Annotated in this window: 22 protein-coding genes and 2 tRNA genes; 10 read left to right on the top strand and 14 right to left on the bottom strand. The window is 58.6% G+C overall.

What is annotated here, in order from left to right:
• The 4 genes from LVY75_17660 to LVY75_17675 form a co-directional block, all read right to left on the bottom strand.
• Positions 1-1,314 (bottom strand): cytosine deaminase, encoded by a 1,314-nt coding sequence (locus tag LVY75_17660; GenBank protein ID XAZ25001.1) that lies wholly within the window; start codon positions 1,312-1,314, stop codon positions 1-3.
• Positions 1,314-2,168, bottom strand: a complete 855-nt coding sequence (locus tag LVY75_17665) for an ABC transporter permease (GenBank protein ID XAZ25002.1) — start codon at positions 2,166-2,168, stop codon at positions 1,314-1,316. Before LVY75_17665 ends, LVY75_17660 begins: the two co-directional genes overlap by 1 nt.
• The gene (locus LVY75_17670) at positions 2,168-2,992 is read right to left on the bottom strand and encodes an ABC transporter ATP-binding protein (protein XAZ25003.1); all 825 of its coding nucleotides are present in this window, start codon (positions 2,990-2,992) and stop codon (positions 2,168-2,170) included. Before LVY75_17670 ends, LVY75_17665 begins: the two co-directional genes overlap by 1 nt.
• A 67-nt stretch (positions 2,993-3,059) precedes the next feature.
• Positions 3,060-4,076, bottom strand: coding sequence for an ABC transporter substrate-binding protein (locus tag LVY75_17675; GenBank protein XAZ25004.1), 1,017 nt, complete (start codon positions 4,074-4,076; stop codon positions 3,060-3,062).
• A 183-nt stretch (positions 4,077-4,259) separates the two neighbouring features.
• Here LVY75_17675 and LVY75_17680 point away from each other — a divergent pair, with 183 nt between their 5' ends.
• The gene (locus LVY75_17680) at positions 4,260-5,210 is read left to right on the top strand and encodes a LysR family transcriptional regulator (GenBank protein ID XAZ25005.1); all 951 of its coding nucleotides are present in this window, start codon (positions 4,260-4,262) and stop codon (positions 5,208-5,210) included.
• Here LVY75_17680 and LVY75_17685 read toward each other — a convergent pair whose 3' ends face one another.
• A complete protein-coding gene (locus LVY75_17685; GenBank protein ID XAZ25006.1) occupies positions 5,211-6,008 on the bottom strand; it encodes a creatininase family protein in 798 nt (265 codons plus the stop codon).
• A 277-nt stretch (positions 6,009-6,285) separates the two neighbouring features.
• Here LVY75_17685 and LVY75_17690 point away from each other — a divergent pair, with 277 nt between their 5' ends.
• Complete coding sequence (locus LVY75_17690) at positions 6,286-6,945, top strand: peroxiredoxin (GenBank protein XAZ25007.1); 660 nt, start codon at positions 6,286-6,288, stop codon at positions 6,943-6,945.
• 301 nt (positions 6,946-7,246) lie between these two features.
• On the opposite strand, the gene LVY75_17695 is transcribed toward LVY75_17690, so the two are convergent.
• From LVY75_17695 to LVY75_17715, 5 genes are all read right to left on the bottom strand, one after another.
• Positions 7,247-7,795 (bottom strand): nuclear transport factor 2 family protein, encoded by a 549-nt coding sequence (locus LVY75_17695; protein ID XAZ25008.1) that lies wholly within the window; start codon positions 7,793-7,795, stop codon positions 7,247-7,249.
• Positions 7,796-7,873: 78 nt separating this feature from the next.
• Positions 7,874-8,683: an SDR family oxidoreductase gene (locus LVY75_17700; protein XAZ25009.1), complete on the bottom strand. Its 810-nt coding sequence runs from the start codon at positions 8,681-8,683 to the stop codon at positions 7,874-7,876.
• A 37-nt stretch (positions 8,684-8,720) separates the two neighbouring features.
• A complete protein-coding gene (locus LVY75_17705; GenBank protein ID XAZ25010.1) occupies positions 8,721-9,122 on the bottom strand; it encodes a heme-binding protein in 402 nt (133 codons plus the stop codon).
• Between the two features lie 166 nt (positions 9,123-9,288).
• Positions 9,289-10,176 (bottom strand): AraC family transcriptional regulator, encoded by an 888-nt coding sequence (locus LVY75_17710; protein XAZ25011.1) that lies wholly within the window; start codon positions 10,174-10,176, stop codon positions 9,289-9,291.
• A gap of 334 nt (positions 10,177-10,510) precedes the next feature.
• A tRNA-Asn gene (locus tag LVY75_17715) sits at positions 10,511-10,585 on the bottom strand.
• 118 nt (positions 10,586-10,703) lie between these two features.
• On the opposite strand from LVY75_17715, the gene LVY75_17720 reads away from it, so the two are divergent.
• Positions 10,704-10,997 carry a hypothetical protein gene (locus tag LVY75_17720; GenBank protein ID XAZ25748.1) on the top strand — a complete coding sequence of 98 codons (294 nt, stop codon included), beginning with the start codon at positions 10,704-10,706 and terminating at the stop codon, positions 10,995-10,997.
• Between the two features lie 54 nt (positions 10,998-11,051).
• Here the strand turns inward: LVY75_17720 and LVY75_17725 are convergent, their stop codons facing one another.
• Positions 11,052-11,438: a KTSC domain-containing protein gene (locus tag LVY75_17725; protein XAZ25012.1), complete on the bottom strand. Its 387-nt coding sequence runs from the start codon at positions 11,436-11,438 to the stop codon at positions 11,052-11,054.
• A 461-nt stretch (positions 11,439-11,899) separates the two neighbouring features.
• Here LVY75_17725 and LVY75_17730 point away from each other — a divergent pair.
• A tRNA-Cys gene (locus LVY75_17730) sits at positions 11,900-11,973 on the top strand.
• 68 nt (positions 11,974-12,041) lie between these two features.
• On the opposite strand, the gene LVY75_17735 is transcribed toward LVY75_17730, so the two are convergent.
• Complete coding sequence (locus LVY75_17735) at positions 12,042-12,332, bottom strand: hypothetical protein (GenBank protein ID XAZ25013.1); 291 nt, start codon at positions 12,330-12,332, stop codon at positions 12,042-12,044.
• 469 nt (positions 12,333-12,801) lie between these two features.
• On the opposite strand from LVY75_17735, the gene LVY75_17740 reads away from it, so the two are divergent.
• The 6 genes from LVY75_17740 (at position 12,802) to LVY75_17765 (ending at position 20,738) form a co-directional block, all read left to right on the top strand.
• On the top strand, positions 12,802-13,467 hold the full coding sequence (locus tag LVY75_17740; GenBank protein ID XAZ25014.1) for a protein-L-isoaspartate O-methyltransferase: 666 nt from the start codon (positions 12,802-12,804) through the stop codon (positions 13,465-13,467).
• A gap of 232 nt (positions 13,468-13,699) precedes the next feature.
• Positions 13,700-14,587, top strand: a complete 888-nt coding sequence (locus tag LVY75_17745; GenBank protein XAZ25015.1) for a DUF2497 domain-containing protein — start codon at positions 13,700-13,702, stop codon at positions 14,585-14,587.
• A gap of 119 nt (positions 14,588-14,706) precedes the next feature.
• Positions 14,707-17,550: a valine--tRNA ligase gene (locus LVY75_17750; protein ID XAZ25016.1), complete on the top strand. Its 2,844-nt coding sequence runs from the start codon at positions 14,707-14,709 to the stop codon at positions 17,548-17,550.
• 390 nt (positions 17,551-17,940) lie between these two features.
• The gene (locus LVY75_17755) at positions 17,941-19,221 is read left to right on the top strand and encodes an OmpP1/FadL family transporter (GenBank protein ID XAZ25017.1); all 1,281 of its coding nucleotides are present in this window, start codon (positions 17,941-17,943) and stop codon (positions 19,219-19,221) included.
• A gap of 229 nt (positions 19,222-19,450) precedes the next feature.
• Entirely contained in the window at positions 19,451-19,912 is a 462-nt protein-coding gene (locus LVY75_17760) for a hypothetical protein (protein ID XAZ25018.1), read from the top strand.
• A gap of 22 nt (positions 19,913-19,934) precedes the next feature.
• The gene (locus LVY75_17765; GenBank protein ID XAZ25019.1) at positions 19,935-20,738 is read left to right on the top strand and encodes a sel1 repeat family protein; all 804 of its coding nucleotides are present in this window, start codon (positions 19,935-19,937) and stop codon (positions 20,736-20,738) included.
• A 77-nt stretch (positions 20,739-20,815) separates the two neighbouring features.
• Here LVY75_17765 and xth read toward each other — a convergent pair whose 3' ends face one another.
• Together xth and erpA are read right to left on the bottom strand one after the other, a co-directional pair.
• Positions 20,816-21,607, bottom strand: coding sequence for an exodeoxyribonuclease III (gene xth, locus LVY75_17770; protein XAZ25020.1), 792 nt, complete (start codon positions 21,605-21,607; stop codon positions 20,816-20,818).
• A gap of 118 nt (positions 21,608-21,725) precedes the next feature.
• The gene (erpA, locus tag LVY75_17775) at positions 21,726-22,058 is read right to left on the bottom strand and encodes an iron-sulfur cluster insertion protein ErpA (GenBank protein ID XAZ25021.1); all 333 of its coding nucleotides are present in this window, start codon (positions 22,056-22,058) and stop codon (positions 21,726-21,728) included.
• Positions 22,059-22,227: the final 169 nt, after the last annotated feature.

A 22,227-nucleotide genomic window follows, 5' to 3' on the forward strand; every position in this document is an offset into this window, starting at 1 on the left:
TCAGGCTCCAACGACGCTATCGAGTTCACGGTAATCCGGCAGGCTGCGGTCGATCACCTTGCCGCGGCGAAGCACAACGCGGTCAGACTGCGGACGGGAAAGGAATTCGCTCCAGCGCCTGGCGCTGAAGAGCACGAGATCGGCGGGGCTGCCGACGGCAATGCGGCTCATCTGCGGCCTGCCGGCAATCTTGGCCGGTGACGTCGTGACGACGCGTGCCGCGGTGTCGAGCGGATGATCAAGATGCAGGATGCGCACTGCCTCACGAAACACTTCGACCGGATCGAGATCGCCATAGGCGTAGAAGGGATCGCGTGTATTGTCGGAGGAGACAGCCGTCTCGACACCGGCAGCCGCCAGTTCCTTGAACAGCGTGACACCGCGCCAGCGCGGCGTGCGGCCGCGATAGCGATCCTGCAGGTACATGTTGCACATCGGCAGCGAGATGACCGAAACCCCGGCCTTTTGAACCAGTTCGACCGTCCGTTGCGCGGTATCGTCATCCTGCCGCGCCAGCGAGCAGCAATGGCCTGCCGTCACCTTGCCTTCGAACCGGTTGCGCAGAACGGCTTCGGCGATCGCCTTCAATGTTTCTGCGCCAGGGTCGTCGGTCTCGTCGACATGCAGATCGACATCGAGGCCGTTCTCCGCCGCCGCGCGCAAAAGCGTATCGAGCTGCCAGTCGAGCGCTGGTCCCATCCTGGTGACACCGCCAAGCAGCCCACCCTTGTCCTTTACGACAGCAACGAGATCAGCGAAAAAAGCCTCGTCGACCATGTTGTCCAGCGGGAAGAGAGCGACCGCCTGCAAGGCGATCTTGTCTTTCCATTCCTCCCGGATCTCGGCAAAGACCTCGAAGGAGATACGGTGCTGGGGTGCCAGCGAATCCAGGTGCGTGCGGATAAGCCCAGTGCCGTGCGCATAGGCTGAGCGCAGCGAAAATTCCATGCGCTTGCGCACATCCGCCGCCGACCAGTTCGCCTCGCGGTCCCGGCCGACCGCCTCCAGCGCACCCATGAAGGTTCCGTCGGGGTTGGGCTTGCGCGGCCAGATATGGCCCTTGTCCAGATGCGTATGGATATCTGCAAAGCAAGGCCACACCATGCCTTCCCGCATGTCGGACTTGGCAAATTCGGCCGGCGCTGTTCCGGGAGGCAGGATTGCCGAGATGAGACCGTCGGCGATCACGATATCCGCCTTGACGAGGCCTTCATTGGCGACGGCAGCAAAGCCGCTGATGGCGACAGCCGGAAGCGTTGCGTTGGCGAGCACGAAACGGCCCGCATTCGGGGGGGACATGAAGGAATAGGTCATCAATTTTCCCGCTTCAGGCTGCTCTCATGCCAGCGATGCAGGCTGAGCCATGAAATGAAGGAGGTAATGGCGAAGATCGCGACGCCGAGCATGGACAGCATGAAGAGCGCGGCAAAAAGGCGGGGAATGTTCATGCGATATTGCGATTCCAGCAGACGGAAGGCGAGGCCGGAACCGGCACCCGCCGAACCTGCGGCGAATTCGGCAACCACGGCGGCAATCAGCGCTAGGCCGCCGCCGATGCGAAGCCCGGTCATGAAATAGGGCTGGGCGGCCGGGATCTTCAGGTAGATCAGCGTCTGCCAGCGCGAGGCGCCGTAGAGTTCGAAGAGGTTGATGAGATTATGATCGACACTCTTCAGGCCCTGGACCATGTTGGACAGGATCGGGAAAAAGGCGACAAGGAAGGCGCAGATCAGGAGCGCCACCTGCGTCGACGGCGCGTAGATCAGGATCAGCGGTGAGATCGCCACGATCGGTGTGACTTGCAGGATGACAGCGAGCGGATAGAAGGCGATTTCGATCCAGCGCGATTGCACCAGGAAGATCGCAAATCCCACGCCCCCGATCAGTGCCAGGACAAGCGATATCAAGGTGATCTGCGTGGTGACCCAGAGGGCGGGGGCAAGTGTGCCCCAGTCATGGATGAAGGCCGCTGCCACAGCGCCAGGGCCGGGCAGGATATAGGGCGGAACACCCGAGAGCACGACGTAGAACTCCCAGATAACGATCAGCACGCCGATCACCAGAAAAGGCACAGCGATGCGAAGCGCCAGATCGCGCCTCTTTGCGTTGATCGGATTGGGAACGGACAGGGGCGCGGTCTCGCTTGTTTCGATGCTCTCGACGCTCATCAATGTTCCTCCGCTCCGCCTATCGCCTCGATCAGCGAACGCGATGCCGTCTCGCAGGCCCGACGGTATTCTTCCGAGGTCCGGTAATGCGAATCCCGCTCAAGGCTTGTTGTCAGCGGAAAATCCGCATGGACGCGGCCCGGCCGCGCCTTCATCACCACGATGCGGTTGGAAAGATAGGCAGACTCGAAGACGGAGTGCGTCACGAAGATCACGGTGATGCCCGTCGCTTTCCACAGCCGCAGAACGTCGTCATTGAGCTTCTGGCGCGTGATTTCGTCGAGCGCTGCAAAGGGCTCATCCATCAGCAGCAGTTTTGGTTTGGTCACCAGCGCGCGGGCAATCGACACACGCATCTTCATGCCGCCGGAGAGTTCCCGCGGATAGGCATCGGCGAAATCCTGCAGGCCGACGGTCGCAAGGACCTCCGTGATCCGATCCCTGGCCTGCGCCTTGGAAACGCCGCGCAGTTTCAGCGGCAGGTAGACATTGCCGAACACGGTCTTCCACGGCATCAGCGTCGGTTCCTGGAAGACGAAACCGATATCGCCCTCCGGCAGGCCCTGCGAATTGATGCGCGAACTTGGCCAGTCGATCTTGCCCGACGTGGCGTCGCCGAGACCGGCGATGATGCGTAGTGCCGTGGATTTACCGCAGCCGGAAGGGCCGAGAAGGCTGATGAATTCACCGCTCTCGACCGTCAGCGACATGCCCGAAAGCGCGATCGTGCCGCTGGAAAAGACCTTCGAGACCGACTGCATGACGACCAGCGGCCGCTTGCGAGTCTCCTTCGAAGGCGCCGCCTTGGTTTCCGCTAGGGACATTCTCTCGCTCTTTTATCGAAGGGGAAGCGGCCCGCCGCCGGGTGGCGACAGGCCCGCCTTGGGAGGCTTATTTCTTCAGCGATGCGCCGACGTTCTTGCAGACGAATTTCGTCGTAAAGGCTTTGGTATAGTCGGTCTCAGGCTTGAAGACCTTGATCGCTACCATTTCGTCGAAGAACTTCTTGTAGTGAGCGTCGGTAATGCAGCCGATGCCCTTGTCCAGGCCGTCGCCGGACTCGATGATGCCGTATTCCTTCATCTTGGCGATCGAATAGGCGATCTGGCCATCCGTCATTTCCGGATTGTCCTTCTTGATCAGCGCATTGGCCTTGCTGTTGTCGCCGTAGAGATAGCTGTACCAGCCCTCGATAGAGGCATCGACGAAGCGCTGCACGACGTCAGGCTTGGTATCGACCATCTGCTGGGTCGTGGTGATCATCGTCGAATAGGGCGAATAGCCGTTGTCGGCGAGCAGGAAGACCTTCGGCTCCCAGCCGGTCTGATTCTGGATCTCGTAAGGCTCCGAGGTCAGGTAGCCCTGCTGGGCGGATTGCTTGTCGGCAAGAAACGGGCCTGGATTGAAGTTGTAGGGCTTGTACTGCTCGTCCTTGAACCCCGGAAAATTTGCTTTCATCCACTCGAAATAGGTGAGGTAGCCATCCTTGCTGAGGAACAGGCTCTTCAGTTTCGCAAGATCCCCGAACTTGTCGATGCCGACGTCAGGATGAGCGATCAGGATCTGCGGGTCCTTCTGAAAGATCGCGGCAACGTCGACAAGCGGAATACCCTGTTCGACGGCGGAGATTTCGCCCTGCGGCCCGCCCATGTAGAAGTCGATCTTGCCGGAGATCAGCAGCGCGTTGTTGGCGGCATTCGGCCCGCCCTGCACGATAGAGACATCAAGGCCGTATTTTGCATAGGTTCCGTCGGCGACTGCCTGATAGAAGCCGCCATGCTCTGCCTGTGCCAGCCAGTTGGTGCCATAGCTGACCTTGTCCAGCGCATGGCCCGGTACACTGGCGACAAGCATGCCGCCAAGCCCAAGAAGGGCAGAAAATACGGATGTTTTCAATCTGTTGGACATGGCGGCGTTCCCCTTCTGGTGCCTTGGAAGCTCGTTTTCGGCCCCCGATTTTCTTCATTTGAGCGATTGCTTCGCTCTTTGAAAAGCATCAAAATTCGTGCGCAACGATGCCTTTTTGGCATCTCACCTGATGTCTGTGCCTAATTTGGGCGCCGTGCTTAAAAACGATGCAACGAGGTCTCGATGCTGCACTCCAGAAAGCTTCTGTACATCAACGAGATCGCCCGCACCGGCTCGATCCGGAAGGCTGCCGCGCGTCTCAACGTCGCTTCTTCGGCGATCAACCGGCAGATACTGGCTCTCGAACAGGAAATGGGTGCGCCGCTCTTCGAGCGTCTGCCGCGCGGCTTGCGGCTGACGGCCGCCGGCGAACTCTGCATCGAGCATATCAGAGAGGTTCTGAAGAATTACGAGCGGCTGGAAGGTCGCATCAAGAGCCTGAAGATGCAGCAGGCCGGCAAGGTGCGATTGGTGACGACGGTCGGTCTTGCCGCGGGACCGTTGCCGGAAATCATCGCCCGCTTCCAGTCCGAGCATCCGCGCGTTTTCATCCATCTGCGCAACGATGCCGGCACGATGACCGTCAATCCGGTTCTGTCGGGTGAGGTGGATATCGGCCTCGGTTTCAATATTCAGGCCACACCCGGCATCCGCACGCTCGGCAATTTCGATATCCCGATCGGCGTTGTCCTGCCGCCTGGCCATCCCCTGATCGGACCCGGTCCGATCAGCCTTGCCGATGTCGTGCAGGAGCGGCTTGTGCTTGCGCAGCAGGGCACCAGCCTGCGTGAGGTCATCAACCTCGCAATGGCGAGGCTCGATATTCCTGTCGAGCCGGTTCTGGAGACCAACGCTTCGGAAATGCTGAAGAAACTGGTCAAATGCGGGGCAGGGCTCTCCATGCTGAACCCGCTTGATGTTATCACCGAGTGCCGCCAGGGCGAACTGGTATTCCGCCCGATTGCCGAGCCGCACAGCCGCCATCAGCCGATGAAGCTCTTTGCCCGTGCCCGGGCGCCGCTCGATTCCGCCACCAGCCTCTTCGTTGAATACTTGCTGGCCGAGCTTGCCGGCCTTGTTCAGGAACTGCAGGCCAAGGGACACATCCCGCTGGAGCGTCCTGTCGTTGCCTGACTATCGCGAATAGAGGTTGGAGAGCGGATAGCGCTTCAGGTCACGGAGAAGCTCGATAAAGCCCTTCACCTGATGGCGGCAGATCGCTTCACCCTTTTCGGCCGTTCCCTTCAAGGCGTCGCCGACAACGCCGTTCGGATTGAGATCATGCGCGATCCAGGCGAGCGAATGCGGCGGCAGCGGCTGGATATATTGCGATTGCTCGCGCATCCATTCAGCCTTCGATGTGAAATTCTCAGCCTTCTCCATCCGCACCAGTTCCGGCCGGAAATGCAGCATCAGCGAGGTTTCCACCTCGCCGCCATGAATGCCGTAGCGTGTCTCGTGCTCGCTGATCATGCCGTCAGGATTGCCGAAGCGGCCCCATTGTGTGGAAACGACGGCCATCTGGTGGCGCACGCGCAACTCGCGCGCGACGATGCTCATGATATCGACATTGCCACCATGCGAGTTGACGATGACGAGCTTGCGCAGCCCGGCCTCCGCCACCTTCGCGCCAATCGCCGTCCAGACGGGGATTAGCAGCTCGGCGCCGAGGGAAAGCGTGCCTGGACCATAGACATGCTCATTGGCCTTGCCGATTTCCTGGGTTGGCAAGACAAGGATATCGAGGTCGTCGGGCCGTTGCCGGCGCAGTTCCGCCAGCATGCCGTTGGCGATCGCCACATCGGTTGCTATGGGCAGATGCGGACCGTGTTGCTCTGTCGAAGCGATCGGCAGGATGGCGATGGTCGTATCGGCGGAAAGAGCGGCAAAATCATAAGTGTTCAGTTCATTCCAATAGAATGGTGTCGCCATCGCCGCTTCCCTCTTTGTCATTCTTCGATAGTGAGTAGGGAATAACGCGGCATGCGAAAAGCATCGATTTGTGCGCGCGCCGCTGCCTTTTTGCGTGCATGATGCCGGTAGTCCGATGTCAGGTCATCTTTGGAGCTGGAAATAAATATTCCGCCGCTGGCCCATTCGAGGAAGGCTTTCGTTTGACCGCGCTCGGCGCAGGTCTGTAGATAGTCATCTGCACGCAGAACTGCCTGTGAGTGCTCAGATTTAACGATCCGCAATTGGAGGACCGACCATGAGCCTACGTATCAACGATATTGCTCCCGATTTCACCGCCGACACCACCCAGGGCCCCGTTCAGTTCCATGACTGGATCGGCAGCGGCTGGGCGGTTCTCTTCTCGCATCCGAAGAACTTTACGCCGGTTTGCACGACCGAGCTCGGCACCATGGCCGGCCTCGAGGGCGAGTTCAAGAAGCGCGGCGTCAAGATCATCGGCATTTCCGTCGATCCGGTCGAAAGCCACGGCAAGTGGAAGAACGACATCAAGACGGCAACCGGCTTCGATGTCGAATATCCGCTGATCGGCGACAAGGACCTCAAGGTCGCCAAGCTCTACGACATGCTGCCGGCCGGCGCCGGCGAAAGCTCCGAAGGCCGCACGCCCGCCGACAACGCCACCGTGCGCTCCGTCTTCGTCATCGGCCCGGACAAGAAGATCAAGCTGATCCTCACATACCCGATGACGACGGGCCGCAATTTCAACGAGATCCTGCGCGCCATCGACTCCATCCAGCTGACCGCCAAGCACCAGGTTGCGACGCCCGCCAACTGGAACCAGGGCGACGACGTCATCATCACCGCCGCCGTCTCCAACGAAGACGCCATCGCCCGCTTCGGCTCCTTCGATACGGTTCTGCCTTATCTCCGCAAGACCAAGCAGCCGTCTGCGTAAGTTCGCGCGGGAAAAACAATCCGATTTTGAATCAAAAAAGACGCCCTGGTTTCCGGGGCGTCTTTGTTTGTCGACGACGGTGTCTGCTGCTGACGCGGTTTCTGAGCCGGACGATTGCTTTCCGCCTATTTGCTGGAAGTGATGCTCGCAAAGGCAAGGCCGGCTGCGAAAAGCGCAAAGGCGGCGACAACGCCGCTGACGATAATGATGGTCTCTGTTGGCATGAGGATCTCCGTTGGCTGTGAACGGAGATTACGTCTGCTTCGTCGCGCGTCGTTGAGCGAGATCAAGTCCTTGACGTCTATTCTGAAGGCGTCACACGCGTCCAGAATTCGTTGAACGCGACGGAATCGAAGAAGGCCGAGGCGCGCACGATACGGTCTTCGCGCATGTCGAGGAACCAGGCATAAGTATTGACATAAGGTTTCCCATCCCGGGCGATGCCTCGGGCATCGAAAAAGACGATCACGGTGTCGCCATCGGCATAGACGTTGCGTATCACGGGTTTCAGCGGGGCCTTCATGCGGGCGTTGAACGGCCGGATCACCTCGCGCAGGAACGCCTCGCGGCTCGGATAGGTCTTCGATGCCAGCGAATAGCCCTCGATCGTCCAGCGGGCGTCGTCGGCGAGAAGGTCGTAAGGGCTGCCTGTACCTGATGCCCATGCCTCAAAGCCGGCCTCGACGGCCGCCTTGTTGCGACGCTCGGTTTCGGTTGGCGTCTGCGAGGCGGCGCGGGCTTCGAGCCCGATCAGGGCGAGGATCGCGGCTGCGATGCCGAGGGCAGCGTTGAAGATACGACGAACAAAGGGTGCCGGGCTGTGGAGCGTTGCGCTTGCGGTGATGGACATGCCTTCCTCCTGAGTTGGATCGACGACGCGGCACCCATTAGGAGGTGCCGCTTGCGGCGCTTGCCGCCGGTGATCTGCTTAGATCCGGTTTTCCCAGGCATTGAGCTGATGCTCCTTAAGCATGTCCTCGATAACCTTCGGGACGACGTTGCGGAACTTGCCGGTATCGGCCGGGACGATCTCGATCATCCGCTCGATCATTTCCGCCGGGTCCATCTTGCCTTCGGGGGTGGCAAAGAAGTCGTCGAAGCCGCTGCGCAGTTCGGCCCGCTTGGTAAAGTTCTTGCTGTCATCGAGCCAGCGGAACGGATTGTCGGCCATCGTTTCGTTGTAGCCGGTGTAATAAGCACCCGGATTGATCGTCTGGATCTTGATGCCGTAGGGGCCGAGTTCCTGCTGCAGCGCTTCGGCGATCGATTCCAGAGCATGCTTGGTAGAGACATAGGTCCCCCAGTTGGCCGGAGTGAACAGGCCGCCCATCGAGGAGGTGAAGACCACCTTCTTGCCATGGTTCTTGCCTTCGCGGATCCAGCGCTGAACGACGCCCTGGGTCAGTACCAGCGGCAGGAAGACGTTGACTTCGTAGTTCTTGCGCACGAGCTCGACCGGGATTTCCCAGACCGGGCCGGCTTCGCCCATGCCGGCATTGTTCCAGAGAACGTCAAAATCCCAACGTTGCGCCTGCCTGATATCGTAGGGGTCGGTGAGGTCGAGGCGTTCGACGTGGAAGTTTTCCAGGCCGAGGGCGGCGGCTTCTTCGCGCAGCGGCGTGACCTGCGAGGAGACCTGCGCCGTCGCGATGATGGTGTGGCCGTTCTTGGCCATGCCGAGGGCGGCAGCCTTGCCGAAGCCTGAGCCTGCGCCAGTAATGAGAATGGTCTTCGTCATGATGACTTCCTTCGATGCGCTTGGGGTTGAAAATACTTCAGACGGCGATGGCGGCTGCTGCAGCCTGGGCAATGTCGAGGTCCTGAGCGACTGCCCCTCCGGACACGCCGACGGCGCCGATCACGATGTTGCGTCCATCGGTAAGGGGAATGCCGCCTGCGAAGACGACGAGGCCGCCATTGGTCTGCTCCAAGCCGAACGATGTGCCGCCGGGTTTGCAGAATTCGCCGATCGTTTCCGTCGGCATGGAAAACAGCGCAGCAGTCCGGGCCTTGTTGACGGCGATGTCGATGGAGCCGAGCACGGCGCCGTCCATGCGTGCAAACGCCTTTATGTGGGCGCCTGCATCGAGGACCGCGATATTGGCGGGAACGCCGATTTCCCTTGCCCGCGCCTCACCGGCGGCGATGACTCTGCGGGCTTCTTCGATGGTGATCATGTCCCTGTCTCCTCTCATCGTTCGGGGGCAGGCCCGTTCGATGCGACAGGTTTAGGCTGGACGTCGCGTGCCGTATTTCCATCTCTTGCTGCACTATGTGCAAATCTTGCGCCTGACGGACGCGCAAGGGGAACAGGCAAGCGCCTCAGGAAGGTAGATGGGTCGCTTATGAGGTGAAAAGCGCGCGGTACTGGCCCGGCGTCAGCCCCGTCATCTTGCGGAAGACACGAGTGAAGTTTGCCTGCGAGCCGAAGCCTGTATCGATGGCGATCTCCACCAGCGAAGACTGCGCGAGCCGCAGCTTCTCCTTGGCTGCCTCGATCCGTCGCTCGGTGACATAGCGATGCGGCGCAAAGCCGGTGGCGGCGCGAAACACGCGGGAAAAGTGGAAGGGGCTGAGGCAGGCCTCGGCCGCAAGGTCCTCCAGCGATATCTCCGCCGCGATGCGCGCCTCGATGAAATCGAGGACGCGCCTCAGCCTCTTCGGATCGATGGTGGGTGTCCGCGTCGGCGGGTGCCAGCGGGCGGACGAATAGGTCCCGAGCAAATGCGCCGCCAGCGCCAGCTGGATTCCATCGAGAAACAGCCGGTCCGTTGCTTCCAGTTTGCGATTCAGCACGCCACGAAAGAGCTCGCCTAGTTGCAAGATTACCGGATCGGGGACGCCGCCCGCATAAGCGATTTGCGCCCTGGCCGGGTCGATATCAAAGTTTGAAAGTGCACTCTCGGCAACGAGTGATGGCGGCAGGAAGATGTGCAGGGACTCGGGCATGGTGCCGACAATCTCAACAGCGCTCTCATTGACGCCAGCTGGACATACCCAGGCAATGCCCGGTCGGGCGATAGCCTCCCGCCGGTGACCGTCGCCTGTCCATCTGATCTTCGACTGCCCCGACAAAAGGACGGCTATCTCCGTGCATTCGAGCGTAAGGTCGACCTGCCAGCCCGGATCGAAACGCCGGAGCTCGACCTGCAGGCCCGAACATTCAACAAGCCCGCCCACCTGCTGACTGGTCGGATATTTTCTGTCGCCTTGCGATGCGTCGAAATCCATGTCGCATCCTCGTCGTGAAGATAGGCTGGAAATTTGGACTGATAAGCGCGAGGGGCTGAGTGCCGCCACCACGTTGCGATCTGCAATTCTTTTTTTGATTTATGAATGAAAATTTCGGGCACAGGCGCGCTGATATCGGGAGCCCGCGCACTGCAATCAGGATTTTGACGAAAATTCAGGCGAGCGCAAGTGCGATAGCCGAAAGGGCTGCTGTCAGCATGTCGGCGACGGACGTCGAGATTTTATAGGCTGATCGGCGAAAACTGCTGGGAGGGGTATCGAGAAAGCGCCTGCTTCGGAATGATCTACGAAAACAGGCGCTTATCTCTGAAACTGGCTCCCCGGGCCGGATTCGAACCGGCGACCTGTCGATTAACAGTCGAATGCTCTACCGCTGAGCTACCAGGGATCACCGCTTGGCCGCGGCGTGAGCGGGGTAATACAAATGCTTTCCCGATTTGCCAAGCAGTTTTTTCAAAAAAATGAAATCAGCTTGTATTTGCAGCGCTTGGGCCCATCTCTTGTGGATGACTAGCAGCAAAAATGGGCCGAAAAAGGCCGGAGAAAAGCGTTTCGGTATCGATCACAGGGATGGCAAGCTTGTTCTCGGCTCGCTGCGGGTGCCGATGCCGCGCTCGCGTATCGCACGCATGATGACTGGAATGGTCCTCATTTTCGGCGGTTTCCTTGGCTTTTTGCCTATTCTGGGATTCTGGATGCTGCCGCTGGGCTTCATCGTCCTGTCTCACGACTTGCCGATAGCACGCAGATGGCGGCGCCGTTTTGCCGTCTGGTGGCATCGCCGGAAGCGGCCCGCGTAAGTTCGTATGCGGCTATGCCGGGAGAATCAGCGCCGCAGCGCAGCCCTGGATCCGTCAGTGCGGTGAGACAGCAGGGCTTGCAGCCGGAGCTGGAGAGATGGCTCCTGTTTCAGTAATCTCCGACAGGTGAATTGGCAGCTCGCCATTTTCCTCGAGCGCCGTCGCCGTTATCGCGAGCACGCCGATGAGAATGATCAGCAGCTTTACCGCGTGGGAGCTGAGATTGGCTTTCTGCCAGCCGCTCTCGATACGCGAAGGCTCCAGATAATATTTATAGTAAAATTCCGGGTCGCTGGTTTCGACGAGGTTGTCATAAATATGCGGCGGCACCCCGACATGCCGCACTGAGCTGCGGCCGGCGAATTTGGCATGAAGAACCTGAGTCTCTGGGTCGTAGGAGACAGCGCGAATCTGCTTGGAATTCAAAGGCACCCAATTCATTTCAACTCCTGTCTCTCCCAGAGGTAGGATGGAATGACGATTCTGAAAGTCAAGTTAAGAGTTTGTTACTAATGTTTGAAGTTAAATTTCGGTGTAGCTAATATAGCGAAGGTGAAGGCGATCATTGTGATCGCAGATCGTTCCCTCGGGATAAATATAGGCGACAGGCTAATCTCGCTGAGATCTGTCTCTTGCACGGCCGATAGACTTATGGTTGCGGACTGGGTAGCTGTTAGCCTAATTGTTGTTCAGCGCAGCCCGAATTTCCATCACGATGGACCTTTTATCATCAGCTGCGCCTGCGGCTGTCGCGGCGTCCTCAGACACCGGATCGGTCCTTGATCACTACGAGCCTTATGTGGCCGGAGTTTGAAATTGCAGGAAATGTTTTTGGAATGCCCTCTTGCGATTTCCTTACGATCATTCTAAACGCTCGCCACGGCTAGCATGACAGCCTGTGAGGCCTCGTGGCGGAGTGGTGACGCAGAGGACTGCAAATCCTTGTACCCCGGTTCAATTCCGGGCGAGGCCTCCAAAAATTCCACCGACATAGAAATCGATCCGCCTCGGAAATGAGGCGCGGCACCAGTCAGCAGTCTCGCGTCACCAGATGCCGGGAACCTTTGCGAAATCGAATTGGGCTGGCGTGATCCCGGTGAGGCAGTAAAGCGCCCGCAACCCACCGCTGCGCAGGCCAGCCAGATAGCTGGCATCGTCTGCTGCAGTGTCGTTCTCTATCTGCACATCGGGGCCGAGCAGTCGCCGCAGCCCCTGCGCCGAAATACGCGTGAAATTGCAGATCGCGCCGCTTTTGAATTTCACGAGCAGCAGTCGAGCCTCCGGATTGTAGTGGAGTGTCTCGATATCCGATGATTGAATGGCGAATGTTTGCATGCCGCCAACCTAGCGAAAGCTATGACCTGCGCAACAATATGGTTGATATAGAGTTAATTGCGCAATCAACTGTGCCGGCTTGATCCGAATGGACACGGAAATCCATTCTTCCGGCGCGCCAGCGGGCAGTTGGAAGATTTTCGCCGGGAGGGCGATCTGTCAGTTCGTCTCGTGGTCAAGCATCCCGCAGCAGAATATGCCTACGAGCGCTGCGACGATGAAAAAGTCGAACAGCGTGAAATATTCCAGAATGGCAGACATGGCCTGCTCCTCCTCATTTTCCTCCGGTTAGAACAATATCATGAATTCGTAATTTACTCCACGCGGAAGTTGCAACTTTCGTCTTTCACCTGTTGCATGCGGGGAAGGGCCTGCGGGATTCTTCAAACGGGCCTCCGGCAAGCCTTGAAAGCATTCGTGCCGGAGATTAAGAGACGGAGGACAGAACCGATTTCATCGGCGAGAGGATATGATGGATTTCGAAGCAGCACGCGTAAAGATGGTCGACAACCAGGTCCGCACCACGGACGTTACCTCGCATTCGGTGCTGACGGCCTTCCTCACCGTCCCACGCGAAGCATTCGTGCCGGAAAAGGCGAAGGTGCTGGCCTATATCGATAACGACATCGAAATTGCTCCGGCAGCTGCCGGCAATCCGGGCCGCTTCCTCATGGAGGCGTCGCCACTCGCCAAACTGCTGCAGCTCGCCGCCGTCACCAAGGATGATGCCGTTCTGGAAGTCGGCGCGGGCACGGGCTACACTTCCGCACTGCTGTCACTGATCGCAGGCTCCGTCGTGGCGCTCGAATCGGACGAGACCCTTGCTGCTGAAGCCAAGGCAAATCTCGCCGGTTATGCAAATGTGCAGGTGGTGACTGGCGCGCTTGAAAAGGGCAATGCTGCCGGCGCTCTCTACGATCTGATCTTCATCAACGGTTCAGTAGAAGAAGTTCCTGCCGCACTTCTCGGCCAGCTGCAGGATGGCGGCCGTCTCGTTGTCGTGCAGGGTTACGGCAATGCGGCCCGTGCGAAGGTCTTTGTCAGCGAGCGTGGTGCTGTTTCCGAAAACGTCTTCTTCAATGCTTCGGTCAAGCCGCTGCCCGGTTTCACCAAGGCTCGGGAATTCGTATTCTAAGGCGTTTCTGGCGCGGTTTTTATGGAGCGGGCGCCATCGGCGCCCGTTTTCGTTTTGGCTGTCTTAAAAGCCCTCACAGACTTCGCTTACACTCGGGTAACAAAACTGTGCATGGCTGCATTTGTTTGATTCGCGCTGATTTTTTTCCCCTTTGGGGTATTCTAAGGTCATGGTGATTCGGATGCATGCTCCACGCCATCCGGTCGTTGTTTAAGGGATAACGGGGATAGATATGGCTCAGCCAGGTGTAGTGCGTGAACCGTCCATGGAAGAGATCCTGGCCTCCATTCGTCAGATTATCGAAAGCAATGAGCCGGGCGCCGGAAAGGCGATTTCAACCTCTCTTCCTCCCGTATACGGCGCAGAAGAGGAAAACGACTCCGAAATCCATCTGACGGTCGACGAAACCTATGCCGGCGTCGAATTCCCCGAGCCGCCTGCGCTGCGTTCCGATCCGCGTTTCATCGCAGCAAATTCTGCCGGCACGGCGCCCGAGCCGGAAGTGCCGGCCCGCGCCATGTCCCTAGCCGATGTTGCAGCCCGCGTCCGTGCCGCTTCCGAGCGCAGCGCCGTCCAGGCCGGACAGGCTCTTCGTGACGTGCCCCAGGTATTCCGCGATCCGCAGCCGCAATTCGAACCGCAGTCGGCTTATGAAGCGCCGCGCGCAGCAGCCGCTCCCCGCCCGGCCGAGCCGGCGCCCCTCGTTGCCCCGATTGCTCCTGCTGCCCAGTATGCACCAGAGCCGGTGCCCGTTTTTGCCGAGCAGCGTCTGCCCGAGGTTCTGCGGCCTGCGCTCGTCGAGGAGGCGCCTGCGCTTTCCGCGGTCGAGCAGCGTATCGAGCCGGTGGCATACCAGCCTGCCGACGTCGCGCCTGCCAGCGTTACGGAAGAAGTACAGCCGTCACTTCTGTCGCAGAACACCGGCCTGCAGGTTGCCCGTTCCTTCGAAGAACTTGCCGCTGCCATCGATGGTGCAGCCGAGCGCCGCTCGCTGGATGAGATTGCCGAAGACATGCTGCGGCCGATGCTGCGCGAATGGCTTGATGACAATCTGCCGACGCTGGTCGAACGTCTCGTCCGCGAAGAAATCGAACGCGTGGCGCGCGGCCCGCGCCGCTGACCGGAAACGCTTTTTCCAGACAAGAGCCGCTCCGGTCTCCGGGGCGGCTTTTTTATTGACTTGGCCGTAGCCATCCTATTTACAAAACGCCCATCCTCGAACCTCGAATTGGTCAGAAAATGCTCGAAAAGACCTACGATTCCGCTGCCGTCGAACCGAAAATCGCCGCGAAATGGGATGAGGCGGATGCCTTCCGCGCCGGTGTGAACGCAAAGCCGAATGCGGAAAGCTTCACCATTGTCATCCCGCCGCCGAATGTCACGGGCTCGCTGCACATGGGCCACGCGCTCAACAATACGCTGCAGGACGTCCTGGTGCGGTTCGAGCGCATGCGCGGCAAGGATGTTCTCTGGCAGCCGGGCATGGACCATGCCGGCATCGCCACGCAGATGGTTGTCGAGCGCAAGCTGATGGAACAGCAGCTTCCCGGCCGCCGCGACATGGGCCGCGATGCCTTCATCGAAAAGATTTGGGAATGGAAGGCTGAATCGGGCGGCCTGATTTTCAATCAGTTGAAGCGTCTCGGCGCTTCGTGCGACTGGTCTCGTGAGCGCTTCACCATGGATGAGGGCCTGTCCCAGGCTGTCCTCGAAGTCTTCGTCACGCTCTACAAGGAAGGGCTGATTTACAAGGACAAGCGCCTCGTCAACTGGGATCCGAAGTTGCTGACTGCGATCTCCGACATGGAAGTCGAGCAGATCGAGCTCAAAGGCAATCTCTGGCATCTGCGCTATCCGCTGGAGGAGGGGGTCACCTATCAGTACCCGATCGCTTTTGACGAGGAGGGCAAGCCCACCGAATTCGAAACGCGTGATTACCTCGTGGTTGCGACGACGCGGCCGGAGACGATGCTTGGCGATACCGGCGTTGCGGTCAATCCCAAGGACGAGCGCTACAAGTCGATAGTCGGCAAACACGTCATCCTCCCGATCGTTGGCCGCAGGATTCCGATTGTTGCCGACGACTATGCCGATCCGACAGCCGGCACGGGCGCGGTCAAGATCACACCCGCGCATGATTTCAACGACTTTGATGTCGGCAGGCGTGCTGGCCTGCGCGCCATCAATGTCCTCAACGTTGATGCTTCGGTGACCATCAAGGAAAACGAGGACTTTCTGGAAGGTCTCGATCATCCGGCCGCCTTGCATGGCGCGTGGGACCGGCTGGAAGGCCAGGATCGCTTCGTCGCACGAAAGATCATTGTCGAGATTTTCGAGGAAGCAGGCCTGCTCGACAAGATCGAGCCGCATAAGCATATGGTTCCGCATGGCGATCGCGGTGGCGTGCCGATCGAGCCGCGTCTGACCGAGCAATGGTGGGTCGACAACAAGACCCTTGCCAAGCCCGCCATTGCTTCCGTTCGCGAAGGCCGGACAAAGTTCGTTCCCAAGAACTGGGAAAACACCTATTTCCAATGGATGGAGAATATCCAGCCGTGGTGCATCTCCCGTCAGCTCTGGTGGGGTCACCAGATTCCGGCCTGGTACGGTCCGGATGGTCAGGTTTTCGTCGAAAAGACCGAAGAAGAGGCGCTGCAGGCCGCCATCCAGCACTATCTGTCACATGAAGGGCCGATGAAGGCCTATGTCGAGGACCTGCTCGAGAATTTCCGGCCGGGTGAGATTCTGACACGTGATGAAGACGTGCTCGACACCTGGTTCTCCTCGGCACTCTGGCCGTTCTCGACGCTTGGATGGCCGGACAAGACACCCGAACTGGAGCGATATTACCCGACGAGCGTTCTTGTCACCGGTTTCGATATCATTCCGTTCTGGGTTGTCCGCATGATGCAGATGGGCCTGCATTTCATGAAGGACGAGGACGATAACCCAGTCGAGCCGTTCCATACCGTCTATATTCACGCTCTCGTGCGCGACAAGAACGGGCAGAAGATGTCGAAGTCCAAGGGCAACGTCATCGACCCGCTCGAACTGATCGACGAATATGGTGCGGATGCGCTGCGTTTCACGCTGGCGATCATGGCGGCCCAGGGCCGCGATGTGAAGCTCGACCCGGCGCGCATCGCCGGTTACCGCAATTTCGGCACCAAGCTCTGGAACGCCACGCGCTTTGCCGAAATGAACGGTGCCAAGAGCGATCCGCATTTCGTGCCGGAAGCAGCCGAACTCACCATCAATCGCTGGATCCTGACAGAGCTTGCCCGCGCGGAACGTGACGTAACGGAAGCGCTTGAAGCCTACCGTTTCAACGATGCCGCCGGCGCGCTCTACCGTTTTGTCTGGAATCAGTTTTGCGACTGGTATCTCGAACTTCTGAAGCCGGTCTTCGGCGGAGAGGACGCGGCCGCGAAGGCTGAAGCCCAGGCTTGCAGCGCCTATGTTCTGGAAGAGATTTACAAGCTGTTGCATCCCTTCATGCCCTTCATGACCGAAGAGTTGTGGGCGCATACGGCGGGTGAGGGCCAGGAACGTGACGGATTGCTCTGCCACGCCGAATGGCCGTCGCCGTCTTACACCGACAATGCTGCCGCCGATGAGATCAATTGGCTGATCGACCTTGTTTCGGGCATCCGCTCGGTCCGCTCGGAAATGAACGTGCCGCCGTCGGCCACCGCGCCGCTCGTCGTCGTCGGTGCCAACAGCCTGACGCGTGAACGGCTGTTCCGTCACGACGCGGCCATCAAGCGCCTGGCGCGTGTCGAGGCGATCTCGCTTGCCGAATCTGCCCCGAAAGGTGCCGCTCAGATCGTCGTCGCGGAAGCGACTGTCTGCCTGCCGCTTGGCAAGCTGATCGATCTCACGGCGGAAAAGAGCCGCCTCGAAAAGGCGATTGCCAAGGCCGAAGGCGAAGTTGCGCGCATCGACGGCAAGCTGTCGAATGAGAAGTTCGTGGCCAATGCCAACCCGGAAGTGGTGGAAGCCGAGCGTGAGCGTCATGAAGAGCTGACAAGCCAGATCGCGAGTTTGAGGACTGCTCTGGCGCGAGTTAGCGAAGCGGGATAATCGCGGTTAACGAGTATATTTTTTCTGGAGGCGCGTTCCATCGGAGCGCGCCTTTTGCATTAAAAAGTATGACGATTCGACGGAAATCACGTTCTTTTTCGGTTTCCGCCTGTGGATATCACCCGTTTGGGCGATGCTGCGTGCGAAAACTGCCACTGTTGTCGCTTTGATACAGATAGCGCCTTTTGTGGAATAAAAATCTAACGGGTCCCTTAAAGCCAATAGATAGAAGAATAGAATTTTATCTATCTGATTTTTTGACGTGCCCGTCAATTAGTTACGTAAATTAGCCATAACGCAACTTCGCGTCGCAGCGGCGCGCTTCGTTGCGATTTATTAAGTTCACTAGCACAGTGTAGTTACATCAATTGCTTGAGTGGGGGAGACACAATGGCAGCGCGTATGTTTTCCAGGGGCGTAACATCGCTCATTGCATTTTCGGCACTGGCTTCGCCGTCCTTCGCGGGCGGCCTGGAGCGCGGTGGCTACAATATCGATCAGCTGTTCGATACCTCACCCTTCTCGTTCCAGTCGGGCATCATCTATGTTACCCCCCAACGTAAGCTGAAGAATGTTCGCGACACAGATACTTCTGTGTCTCCAGGCGGCGGCAATCTGAACAACCGTCCGAACACCGCTGACGATACCGCGAATTACGCCATCCCTTATTTTGGGTTCAAGGGCGGCTTCGGCGATGTGGTCGACTGCCTCGTCGATTATTCCGAGCCGTTTGGCGGGCATACCAATCCCGGTTTGAACTGGGCTGGTGCAAACAACAATATCGAGACGGAGATCAAAACCCGCAATTATGGCGGTACTTGCTCCTATCGTTTCGATGTCGGTCCGGGACAGCTTCGTATCATCGGCGGTGCCTTCTACCAGGAAGTCGAGGGCTTCAAGGAACGGCTGGTTTCGACGGTTCCGCTTCTGGTCGGTACGGGTGACGGCGTCGGTCGTCTCGATCTCGAGGACAATGGCTGGGGCTGGCGCGCTGGTCTTGCCTACGAGATTCCGGAATATGCGATGCGCGCGAGCCTCGTCTATAACAGCCGCGTAAGGTACGACAACCTCACCGGCACGGTGGACCTTACCCAGGTTACTGCGCCCTTTGCTCCACTGAACGCCTCTCCCTATGGAAAGGTCACGCCCGTCTTCGGCTCCGCTGAGGCGCCGGATTCGCTCGAACTGAAATTGCAGAGCGGCATCGCTCCGGATTGGCTCGCTTTCGGTTCGGTCAAGTGGACGAACTGGAGTGTTCTGCAGTCGGTGCCTTTCTGCCCGACATCGACGAAGGGCCTGGTCGCCTGTACCTCCGGTGGCAGGACGGAACTCACGTCGCTCGATCTTCTCTATCGTGACGGCTGGACGATTACTGGCGGTGTCGGCCACAAGTTCAACGATCAGTGGGCGGGCGCAGTCAGCCTGACATGGGACCGCGGCACCAGCCAAGGCTACGGGGCACAGACCGATAGCTGGACGCTGGGTGTCGGCGCGGCCTTCACGCCAACCGAGCATATCGAGTGGCGCGTCGCCGGTGCCGTTGGCCTGCTGACGAGCGGTTCGTCAGGCGTGGTCACCCAGAACGGCGTCACCTTTGGAGATGATGTCTCCTATTCCTTTGGCAACGACCTTGTCGCCGCATTGTCGACCAGCCTAAAGGTCAAGTTTTAATTCCCTGATTTGAAGAATTGAGGAGCCCGGCAATGCCGGGTTCTTCTTTGTTTGCCGCCATTAATCATCCATCTTCTCGTCTCGTTTTGTGACGATTCAGCAACACTTTCTTACGATGGTTCGCGTACGGTGTCGGCAGGGCGAATTTGTCCATTTCCCGCCACAAAGAGGGCGCAGCGCTATTAGCGGGCGAGGAGATGACAAGCGTAGGGTGTGCGTAAGCAGTAGCATGGGTCGAATTTTTTCCGGCAACGCCAGACATCGCGACAGCAGGGGCGAGAAGCCAGCGGCAACGGCCGCTTTGCTTTTCGTCAAAGGCATTTCCGGCCAGAAATCCGCCCTTTCGGTAGTGTTGCAGATTTGCTCGCTTCGTTCATTTTCAGTCCCCCGGCATGACGCTTCGTCCTTCAGGCACGGTAGCGATACCGGTTTGGTCACATTTGCTGTTTACGAAGACGATAAAGGCGGACGGGCGGAAACCTGGACCGCAAAGGGAGTACCTGAGGCATCATATGCGGGCCGTGCCGGGAGCCGGGTGGTTCGCAAGGATGTGCTGGTTTTGAAAGAGGGGCATGGGGCTGGAAGCGACGCGGGTAAAGGGGCCTTGGAGCCCGCCGCGGGATCGCTCGCCTGGAAGGAATGCATCCACGCGGGCAGAACGGCAAAAAAAGCCGCCGCCAGGCGTCTGTGATGAACGAAAGAAACCGGTAAAGATGGTAACGTCCGAGTTCAGATTGTTCAAATTCATGCTGCTCAGCATGTCGATGGCCGTTTCCCTGGCTTTGGCCTGTCCGGTCCTGGCATTCGACATCAAAACGGGCGTCACGAAAGAATCGGGACCCTTCGATCTCTTCAAATTCGGTTTTAAGGCATACAAGAACGGTCAGAAGGAAGAGGCGGTAGAAGCCTATAAATACGCCGCCGAAAAAGGCCACACCGGTTCGCGCTGGGCACTCGCCAACATGTATGCTGACGGCGACGGCGTGGCGCAGGATGATTTCGAAGCCTTCAAGATCTACAGCGAGATTGCGCAGCAGGGCGTGGAGCCCGGCTCGGAGGATACCGGCTTCTTCATCAATGCGCTGCTGTCGCTCGCCAACTATTACAAGCACGGCATTGCCGGCAGCCCGGTGAAGATCGATCTCAACCAGGCGCGCCAGCTCTATTTCCAGGTCGCCTCCACCTTCGGTGTTCCCGAGGCGCAGTTCCAGCTTGCGCAGATGATGCTTGCAGGCGAGGGCGGCAGCGCCAATATCAATCAGGCCAAGAAATGGCTCAATCAGGCCCGCAAGAGCGGCCATCCCGGCGCCATGGCAGTGTTCGGCAATATCCTCTTCGATGAGGGCCAGTCCGCCCGCGGTCTCGCACTAATGACGGCGGCTCTCGATCGCTGCAAGCCGAAGGATTGCAGCTGGATGCAGTCGCTCCAGGAAGATGCCTTCTCGGTTGCCAGCGAAGCGGATCGGCGCACGGCAGTCTCCCTGTCGCACTCGATTGCGACAGGCTCGGACGACTGAGTTGTTCGAGCAATTCCAGCAAAAGTGCGTAGCGGTTTTGCGTTCCGGAATCGCGTAAAATGGAAATGGCTTAGATCTCAGGCAGCGAAATCGAAGTAAGCCACCACGGGCACGTGGTCGGACGGCTTCTCCCAGGCGCGCACATGCTTTTCGATCGCCGCTGACACCATGCAGTCGGCAGCTTCCGGTGACAGCATGAGATGGTCGATGCGAATGCCGTTGTTCTTGGGCCAAGCGCCGGCCTGGTAATCCCAGAAGGAATAGAGCGTCGTGGCGTCGGTTGCCGAACGTACGGCATCGACGAGACCGAGATTTTCCAGCCGGCGGAAGGCTTGGCGCGTCTGCGGCAGGAAGAGTGCGTCGCTTTCCCATACCTTCGGGTCGAAGCAATCGTGCGGTTCGGGAATGACGTTGTAATCACCGGCCAGAATGAAAATTTCCTCATACTCCAGACGCTCGGCCGCGAACTTCTGCAGGCGTTCCATCCAGGCGAGTTTATAGGGATATTTTTCGGTTTCCGGCGGATTGCCATTCGGCAGGTACAGGCAGCAGACGCGTGCCACCTTGTTGCCGGGAAGCGAGAAGACCGCTTCGAGGAAGCGTGCTTGCTCATCGAGTGGATCGCCCGGCAGGCCGCGATTGACTTCGGAAGGCGTGCTCTTGGAAAGAATGGCAACGCCGTTGAAGCCCTTCTGCCCATGCGTTTCCACATGGTAGCCGAGCGCTTCGATTTCGAGCCGCGGGAAGCCTTCGTCGATTGTTTTGATTTCCTGCAGGCAGACGATGTCTGGACTGGAATCCTTCAGCCATTGCGTCAGGTTGTCGATACGCGCCTTGACGCCGTTGATGTTCCAGGTCGCTATCTTCATGGCTTTATCCTGCTAACTCGCTTCGGCTCTTTTATCGCGCTCCCACGTTGGCGGACAAGACAGGAAACCGGCCGGAAGAAAATCTTCGGCCGGTTATTCGTGGAAAGTCGGTTTTGGATCAGATTGCGAAGCTGGTGCCGCAGCCGCAGCTTGCCACCGCATTCGGGTTCTTGATCTGGAAGGACTGGCCGAGCAGGTTGTCGACGAAATCGATCTCGGAGCCGGCCATGTAGACCAGCGAGAGACTGTCGATCAATACCTTGGCATCGTTCTTCTCGACGACGATGTCGTCATCAGCCGCGCCGTCCACGAGATCGAATTTGTAGGAAAAGCCGGAACAGCCGCCTCCTTCGACGGAGACGCGCAACGCGCTCTTGCCGGGATCGCTGCCGACGATAGCGGCAATACGCTTTGCCGCGGCATCGGAAAGGGTTACATTCGCTTCAGTCATTTTTCCTCCTGCCGGGGTCAAGATCCGGAGAGAATCTAATTTGGACGTTTGATATTCAAACGCATGATATCAAAGAAACTTATCATGATCCTTCCATAAAGGACAGGATCTGGCGAAGCGGTCGACAAAGCGCCTCTTTGCCGTTTCTGTAAGCTATAGGTATGAAGAG

Source organism: Sinorhizobium sp. B11, from assembly GCA_039725955.1.
Taxonomy (GTDB): domain Bacteria; phylum Pseudomonadota; class Alphaproteobacteria; order Rhizobiales; family Rhizobiaceae; genus Rhizobium.